The sequence below is a fragment of the Planobispora longispora genome, assembly GCF_016863135.1.
In the GTDB taxonomy this organism is placed as follows: Bacteria; Actinomycetota; Actinomycetes; order Streptosporangiales; family Streptosporangiaceae; genus Planobispora; species Planobispora longispora.
Map to the genome: position 1 here is coordinate 72,985 of NZ_BOOH01000038.1, position 7,484 is coordinate 80,468.

Annotated in this window: 8 protein-coding genes and 1 pseudogene; 7 read left to right on the forward strand and 2 right to left on the reverse strand. The window is 71.8% G+C overall.

Going from position 1 to position 7,484, the window contains the following annotated elements; genetic code table 11:
* Positions 1–388: 388 nt before the first annotated feature.
* Both Plo01_RS23365 and Plo01_RS41375 read left to right on the forward strand, forming a co-directional pair.
* Positions 389–754: a VOC family protein gene (locus tag Plo01_RS23365; protein ID WP_203892809.1), complete on the forward strand. Its 366-nt coding sequence runs from the start codon at positions 389–391 to the stop codon at positions 752–754.
* Positions 755–958: 204 nt separating this feature from the next.
* Positions 959–1,126, forward strand: a pseudogene (locus Plo01_RS41375) (helix-turn-helix domain-containing protein); the annotation flags it as partial.
* 34 nt (positions 1,127–1,160) lie between these two features.
* Here Plo01_RS41375 and Plo01_RS23375 read toward each other — a convergent pair.
* The gene (locus tag Plo01_RS23375) at positions 1,161–1,928 is read right to left on the reverse strand and encodes a maleylpyruvate isomerase family mycothiol-dependent enzyme (RefSeq protein WP_239316890.1); all 768 of its coding nucleotides are present in this window, start codon (positions 1,926–1,928) and stop codon (positions 1,161–1,163) included.
* Between the two features lie 418 nt (positions 1,929–2,346).
* Between Plo01_RS23375 and Plo01_RS23380 the strand changes: the two genes are divergently transcribed.
* From Plo01_RS23380 to Plo01_RS23395, 4 genes are all read left to right on the forward strand, one after another.
* Positions 2,347–2,565, forward strand: a complete 219-nt coding sequence (locus Plo01_RS23380) for a hypothetical protein (RefSeq protein ID WP_203892811.1) — start codon at positions 2,347–2,349, stop codon at positions 2,563–2,565.
* Positions 2,566–2,895: 330 nt separating this feature from the next.
* Positions 2,896–3,375: a hypothetical protein gene (locus Plo01_RS23385; RefSeq protein ID WP_203892812.1), complete on the forward strand. Its 480-nt coding sequence runs from the start codon at positions 2,896–2,898 to the stop codon at positions 3,373–3,375.
* 48 nt (positions 3,376–3,423) lie between these two features.
* Positions 3,424–3,711 carry a hypothetical protein gene (locus Plo01_RS23390; protein WP_203892813.1) on the forward strand — a complete coding sequence of 96 codons (288 nt, stop codon included), beginning with the start codon at positions 3,424–3,426 and terminating at the stop codon, positions 3,709–3,711.
* A gap of 43 nt (positions 3,712–3,754) precedes the next feature.
* Positions 3,755–4,117, forward strand: a complete 363-nt coding sequence (locus Plo01_RS23395) for a hypothetical protein (protein WP_203892814.1) — start codon at positions 3,755–3,757, stop codon at positions 4,115–4,117.
* On the opposite strand, the gene Plo01_RS41380 is transcribed toward Plo01_RS23395, so the two are convergent.
* Positions 4,090–4,533: a cation-transporting P-type ATPase gene (locus Plo01_RS41380; protein ID WP_203892820.1), complete on the reverse strand. Its 444-nt coding sequence runs from the start codon at positions 4,531–4,533 to the stop codon at positions 4,090–4,092. The two genes, Plo01_RS23395 and Plo01_RS41380, sit on opposite strands and share 28 nt — an antisense overlap.
* Before the next feature lie 150 nt (positions 4,534–4,683).
* On the opposite strand from Plo01_RS41380, the gene Plo01_RS23405 reads away from it, so the two are divergent.
* Positions 4,684–7,395: a bifunctional acetate--CoA ligase family protein/GNAT family N-acetyltransferase gene (locus Plo01_RS23405; RefSeq protein ID WP_239316892.1), complete on the forward strand. Its 2,712-nt coding sequence runs from the start codon at positions 4,684–4,686 to the stop codon at positions 7,393–7,395.
* The last annotated feature ends 89 nt before the right edge of the window (positions 7,396–7,484 follow it).

Genomic DNA, 7,484 nt, shown 5'->3' on the forward strand with positions numbered 1-7,484 from the left:
CAACACTAGGCATCCCTTATGACTGCCTTATGCCAATTTGAGCGCCTGGTAAGGATCATGTATCGATAGAGAAAGACGATCATGTCTAGTCGGTGGACCTTGACGACTCGGGGAAATAGGGAGCAGACCAAGGCCCTGCACTCAGGTCCGCACGATGAGCCTTAACTTGATCGGACTTGCTGGTTGAATCGCCCCGGCCTTCCCTTGCGAAGTGCCGGTACACCGGGAGTCTGCTCCCACAAACCCGGTGGACGCTGTTGTGCCCCCTGCCGCCTCATCCCTATGGTGACGAGGTACCCGAAGATCTTTTCGTGTCAGGTCCAGCTCTCCTCTGAACGGGATCGTGATGATGGATCCGATCGCAGTCGGTGTTGCTCCGCTGATCGCGGTGTCAGACCTTGATGTCTCGGTGGAGTTCTACACGCGGGCTCTCGGTGCGACAGTGCGGTTGCGACTGCAGCACTACGCCCTGCTCGAAGCCGGGACCCAGCGTCTGCACCTGGCGGTGACCGCCTCCCCGCCGCCCGACAGGCCGCAGGTCGCCCTCGCCCCTGCGTCCACGCCGGATAGCAGGCCTTTCCTGCTGGTGCTGCAGGTGCGTGACTGTGACAGCGCGGCGGAAAGCATCGCCGCTCTCGGCGCACAGGTGCTGGGCCCGCCCACCGTCCCTCCGTGGGGCGGGGAACGCCGATGCTTCGCCCTCGACCCCGACGGTCATCTCCTTGAGCTCAACCAGGCCCTGCCCGGCGCTTGAGCAGGCCGGCTGGACGGGTGATTGTGTGGCCGCAGGACATATCTGACGGGTGAACTCGGGAGTTGCTTGACCGACGATCTCGTGCGGTCGCCACGGTCTCGGGACATGTTTGGCCTTCCCGTCGCGTGACAACCCGGTCGCTTGCAGCGATATGTCGGACACCGTCCGGTGTCAGGCGTGATGATGCCTGCGGTGGGGGTCCGGATGGAACCACGCGAGTTACAGGAGTACCGCTACCGCGCGGTGCGTGAGGTGCTCGACGGATCGGCCATCAGCGAGGTCGCCGCCCGGTACGGCACGTCACGGCAGTCGCTGGACATCTGGCGCAAGCGCTTCCTGGCCGAGGGCCCGCCTGGCCTGCTGGATCGCTCCCGGCGGCCGCGCGCCCAACCGCCCCCGCTACGTCCTACTGCTCCGGTTCCCAGGCGCGGAGCAGGTCCAGCAGCCCTGCGTCTCCGTCAACGTGCAAGGAGTCGGCCTGGATACGGTCGTACAAGTAGAGGACCAACTCACTGGCCGTGCCATGGATGGAGGCCCCGGCTGCGTCGGAGCCCTCGCCGGTCGCGGCAGTGGGCGCGGGGATGCGGGTGGAGCGTGCGCCGTCGCCGTCGACCGTCAGGCGCCAGGAGCGGCCCTCGGCGGTGTGGAAGTCGAAGGCCGTGGGCTTGTGCGGCCAGGCGCTGGGCGTGGCGACGCAGGTGAACAGGAACTCCTCCACACCGTCGAGTGCCACCTCGGCCGGCAGCGGCTGCGGGGCGCCCGCAGCGAGCTGGGCGTCGTAGGTGTGCACCGCGCTCTCCTGGACCCGGTGCCGGGCGACTCCGCCAGAGGTCCGCGGCGTCTGCAGGGCGCTCCACCACGCCCAGCAACCGCTCTGCGGTCCTGCCTCGCGCAGGGCGCTCAGCAGAAGCTGCGTCGAGACGGCCAGCCAGGCCAGCAGGGCCTCCCGCTCTTGCGGCACTTCCAGAGCGGCGCGCGCAGCGGTGGCCTCGGCCGGGGGAGCGTCGGCAGGCCCCGCGCCGACGATGGCGGCCCAGAAACGGTCTCCCCCACCCAGGTGCTTCACCAGATCGAACAGCGTCCACCCGGGGCAGGTCGGCACCTGTGCGTCGAGACTGGGCGCGGCGGCGATCGCGGCGCGGAAGGCGGTCGAGCGTTCATCGATCAGTTGCAACAGGTCAGGGAACTCAAGATTCTTTTCCACGCCGGATGTCTATCACCGTGCTCCGGTGATCGGACAGCGATTTTCACAGTCGCCGCCGGTTGGCCATTGCGGACGTCGTCCTCGCCGCCCACCGCTCGGGTGACAAGCTGCGCACTACTGCGAGGACGCTGGTGGTGGCGGTACGCCCGGCATCGTGCCTGCGGGTGCTCTGGCCTCGCCGCGCTCGCCACAGCAAGACGGACGGCTCATGCGTCCGGTTACCTCGATGAGGAGCGCTGGAGCACCGAGCCAGTGGACTCGTGCTCGGTCGGGTGATCACGCAGCAACCACCTCTGTAGCTCGTTGTGACGCGATCCGACACGCCGGGCCGCCCGCTCAGCACGGGCACCAGCGCCCTGTTCCGATGCGAACCTCGCGAGGAGCGAGCATGAGCACCGTGCAACTGCCCGTCCGCATCGCGCCGCAGCAGGCCGGGCCGGCCCGCAGCGCCGGCCACGACGCCGTCTCGATCGCCGCCCAGGGCGGGGGCAGACCAAGTGCGCCGGAAAGGGGCCACGCAGGTCAGGCGGTGGAAGTGGAAGCCGAGGTTTTGGCTGTGGATAGCCGTGCCCACCGTGGGGCCGGATTGGTCTCCGCATCGGCCTAGCTGCGCTGACCTGGTCAGAGAGAGGTCGTGCCGGGAACCGGTCAGAGTCACCGATCTGTCCGGTATGCCCACTGCCGTTGTCCCCTTCCGGCGTGCTTGGCCTGACCCGCCTGCCTGGCCCGCGGCCCCTCGCCGGTGACTGCCGCTGCTGGCGGCCGCTCGGTACGGGCGGATACGGCGCGCTCCCGCGGCTGAGGTCGCCACGGCCTGCTGGACGGATACCCCGCCGATCCGTTTTTCCCTTCACTTGACGCACTTGGCGCGTTCCATGGTGTAGTGGAAGCGGGATCGCTCGGGGAACAGCCACCAGCAGGAAGGGCGATCAGCGGCGTGCAGGCTTCTACCCGGATCCGGATCGGCGGCCACGGCGCCGCAGGGCTGCTCGTGACCACCGCCGTCTTCAGCAACCAGGTCCTCGACGACGGGGAATTCAGCTGGGGATCGCTGATCGCCGCCCTGGCCGTGGCCGCAGCCACCGAAGCCTGGAACCACTGGCGCGCCCAGCCGGCCCCCGCCGGGCAGCTGCGCCTGACCGATGCTGCGGGATGCCCGCCCCGCCTGGATGAGGTCGGCCTCTACCAGCTGGGCGTGCACCGCTCCCGCTTCGCCGACGCCGCCACTCCTCCCCCACCGCACATTCCCCGCTCCTGCGACGCGGAGTTGGCCGCGGCCCTGACTCGTCTGGATGAACCCGGCACCCCGCGGCTGATCGTCGAAGGCGAGCGCCTGGCCGGCACCAGTCACACCCTGGCCCACGCACTGCGCAGCCGCCTGTCCGCCTGGCCGTCGACGACCCCACCGTGCGCCTGAGCGGCCTGATCCCCCCAGGCGCTGGGCTGGGCCGAGCGGGAGGCCGGAGTGGTGCTGTGGCTGGATGCCATCAGTACCGACCGGCTCGGCGAGCTCACCGCACCGCTGCTGGAAACCCTCACCCGGGCCCGCCTGGCCGCCGTGCCCAAACACCTGCTCATCGCCGTCACCGTGCATCAGCAGGTGACCGGTCCGGACGGCGAGGAGCCCCTGCGTCTGGCCGGGCACGTGCGCGAGCTGCTACGCGAACACGCCCTGCACCTGGTCGTAGGCACGCTCACCCCCGACGCTCACCCCCGACGAGCGCGCCCGGCTGCGCGCCGAGCCCGCCTATGACCGCCTGCGCCCGCTGCTGGACGAGACGGCTCGCGAGCTGCTGATGGGCCGCCTGATGGTCGCCCTGGACCAGCTGCGCCACGCGCTCACCCCCGGCACTAGCGAGCAGGCCGCCGACCGGATCGCGCTGCTGCGCGCGGCCACCGACTGGCAGCGCGCCCAGGTCTCGGCCCGCCTGACCGCAAAAGCCCTGCAACGGCTGTGGAAGGCCTACCGGCGCCAGATCTCGAACCTGCCGAAGCGCACCCGCCTGCCGACTGATGCCTTCACCCGGGCGATCGCGTCCGGCCACCCCGACGCAGCGCCGGACGCGCAGCGCCGACTGACGGCACTGCAGCGCTGGCAGACTGAGCAGCGGCCGGCGGTCTGGGCGGCGCGTTATGACCGCCGGCCCCTGGATGACTGAGCGGCTCTGATCGTGCTTGAGGCGCTGCCGACGCGCAGTGCGGCAGCGGCCCGGCCAGGGCATCGACGGCCGCTCATCCCATCCCGAACGGTCACATAGCAGACATTGATGGGGCCACTGACTTGCGGTTGGCCCCTTTCCGGCGTACTTGGTCTGCCCCCCAAGAAGTGCGTCATCTCCCGCAGTAGCAACACCACGGGCGACGCTCGGCGGGGCGACGGCAGAGCGTTGGGCCCGTCGGCGGCCAGCCGCGCGGCCGCCTCCGCCGAGGTGAGCCCGCTCCGGCAGAGGACACGGTGGTCATGCCTCCCACGCTCGCCGGAGTCATGCGGGCTTCCTAGAGCCGTGCGCCCCGCTCCCCCGGGGACCTTCGTCCTCCTCCCCGTCGCACCCGTGCCGCACGACGTGACAACCAGGGAAACCGCTGGCCGGGTTGTACGGCCTCACGAGGCCCGCCTGGCTCCGGCGGACCAAAGTCCCGGCCACCGGTGGCCGCACGGCCCTGCCGGAGCTCCGTACGCGCCGATCAGCATGGCGGTGAGAGCCCTCGACGAAAGCGGTGCGCCATGACTGCCATGACCGACCCGCGGCGATCCTCCCCCGCATCCGCGGAGGCGGCTCCCGGCGGGTACGACGTCCTGCTCCGCGACGGCGGCATCGCCCACGTGCGCCCGCTGCGCCCCGACGACCGGACCGCGCTGCACGAGCTGGCCGACCGGATCTCAGAACGCTCGTCCTACTTCAGGTTCTTCACCGGCGGCGCGGGCACCGCCCACCGGTACATGGACCAGATCACCGACCCCGGCTACCGGGGCCGCGCCCTGGTGGCGCTGGTCCGCGGACGGGTGACGGGGATCGCCGAGTACATCCCGGACGCCGGGGGCGAGCGCGCCGAGATGGCCGTCCTGCTCGACGACACCGCCCAGAGCCACGGCCTGGGCACGCTGCTGCTGGAGCACCTGGCGCTGGACGCCGCCGAGCACGACGTGCGCGAGCTGACCGGTGACGTGCTCCCGGACAACATGGCCATGATCCATGTACTGCGCGACATCGGCATGGACGTGAAGCTGCGCTTCGACAGCGGGGTCGTGCGCCTGAGCATCGCGCTGTCGCCTCCCGCGCCCGGCCTGCAGGCGAGCGTGGACGCGCGCGACCACGAGGCCGAGCGCGCGTCGCTGACCCGCCTGCTCTCCCCTCGCTCCGTGGCGGTGATCGGCGCCGGCCGCGACCCGGCCGCGATCGGCCACCGGGTGCTGCGCAACCTGATCGACGGCGGCTTCACCGGGCCGATCCACCCGGTCAACCCGAAGACGGGGCAGGTGGCGGGGCTGACCGCCCACCCCTCGATCCGGGAGGTGCCCGGCCCGGTGGACCTGGCCGTGGTCGCCGTCCCGGCCGCGCACGTCCTGGACGTCGCCCGGGACTGCGCCGAGGCGGGCGTCACCGGGCTGGTGGTCCTCACCTCGGGATTCGCCGAAAGTGAGAGTCCCGACGCCGAGAAGGAGCTGCTGCGCATCTGCCGCCGGGCCGGAATGCGGCTGGTCGGCCCGAACTGCCTGGGCGTCGCCGGCACTCCGGCCGGCCTCAACGCCACCTTCCTCGGCCAGGCACCGGCTCCCGGCCGGATCGGCGTGATGTCGCAGTCCGGCGCGGTCGCGGCCGGTCTCGTCGACCGGCTCGGCGCGCTGGGGCTGGGCGTGTCCTCGTTCGTCTCGGTCGGCAACAAGGCCGACGTCAGCGGCAACGACCTGCTGGAGTACTGGGCGGACGACGAGGCCACCGACGTCATCGCGCTGTATCTGGAGTCGTTCGGCAACCCCCGCAAGTTCGCCCGCATCGCCCGCCGGGTCGGCGCCCGCAAGCCGATCCTGCTGATCAAGAGTGGCCGGTCGGCCTCGGGCGACCGCGCCGTGCGCTCGCACACCGCCGCCGCCGCGACCCCCGACATCGCCGTCGACGCCCTGGTGCGCGCCTCCGGCGTGATCCGCCTGGACGGCGTCGCCGAGTTGCTCGACACCGCGATGCTGCTGGCCACCCAGCCCTTGCCGGGCGGCCCGCGCGTCGCCATCGTCGGCAACTCCGGCGGGCCGGAGGCGATGGCCGCCGACGCCTGCGAGCGGCAGGGGCTGACCGTGCCGGAGCTGTCCGCGCCCGTCAGGGCTCGGCTCGCCGGGCGGGTGCGGGCCTCGGCGGCGGTGGGCAACCCCGTGGATCTGACCGCGGCCGCCGACGCCCGTGAGTTCGGCTTCGCCATCGAAACGGTTCTCGGCGATCCCGGCGTCGACGCCGTCCTGGTCGTCTACACCCCGCCGTTCGGCTCCGGCCTGGAGCAGACCGGCGAGGCGATCGCCGCCGCCGCGCGCGACGCGGGCAAGACGGTGCTGGCCTGCGTGGTCGGGCATGATGGGCTCATCGGCGGCCGGATCCCGGGCTATGCCTTCCCCGAGCAGGCCGTGGCGGCGCTGGCCCGCGCCGTACGGTACGCCCGGTGGCGGGATCGCCCGGTCGAGGAGAGCGCTTCCGCCGGCCACCAGGACGCCTGGGAGGCAGCCCGGGCCGCGCGAACGCTCGTCCGTGCGGAGCTGGCGCGGCATCCGCAGGGATGCTGGCTGCCTCCGCAGTCGGCGGCCGAGCTGCTGCGCTGCTACGGCCTGAACGTGGTCGAGTCCGTCGCGGTGGACGATCCGGCCGGCGCCGCCGCAGCCGCCGCGCGCATCGCGGGCCCGGTCGTGCTCAAGGCGAGCGGGCCGGGTCTGGTCCACAAGAGCGACGTCGGCGGCGTCCGCCTGGGTTTGAACACCCCCGAGGAGGCGGCACGGGCCTATCGGGAGATGGCCGAGGCCGTCGGTGCGGCGATGACCGGCGCGATCGTGCAGCCCCTGCTGCCCGGCGGCGTGGAGACCATCGTCGGCGGCGTGAACTACCCGGCCTTCGGGCCGCTGGTCATGGCCGGCTTGGGCGGTGTGGCCGCCGACCTACTCGCCGACCGCGCCTTCCGGGTGCCGCCGCTCACCCCGGCCGCCGCCACCGAGATGATCAAGGAGCTGCGCTGCTCGCCCCTGCTGTACGGCTACCGCGGCCGGCCCCCGGTGGACGCCGACGCCCTCGCAGGCCAGATCGCCGCCGTCGGGCGGCTTCTGGAGGATCTGCCCGACGTGGCGGAGCTGGACCTCAATCCGGTGATCGTCACCGCGGACGGGGCCACCGCGGTGGACATCAGGGTCCGCCTCGCTCCGAGCGCGCCCCGTCCCTCCCCGCTCCGGCGCAGCCTGCGTTGAAGGGAGGCACCGGAGCGGCATGGCAGCCAGGGCCGGTCGGCCCATGACCGCGGGCCCATCGGCCGTATCCCCCCGTCGTCCCGGTGTCG

What these genes read in the sequence shown, in the direction of transcription:
- Plo01_RS23380 (WP_203892811.1), top strand. Translation starts at nt 2,347, where the DNA reads ATGAGCACCGTGCAACTGCCCGTCCGCATCGCGCCGCAGCAGGCCGGG.
- Plo01_RS23395 (WP_203892814.1), top strand. Translation starts at nt 3,755, where the DNA reads ATGGGCCGCCTGATGGTCGCCCTGGACCAGCTGCGCCACGCGCTCACC.
- Plo01_RS23405 (WP_239316892.1), top strand. Translation starts at nt 4,684, where the DNA reads ATGACTGCCATGACCGACCCGCGGCGATCCTCCCCCGCATCCGCGGAG.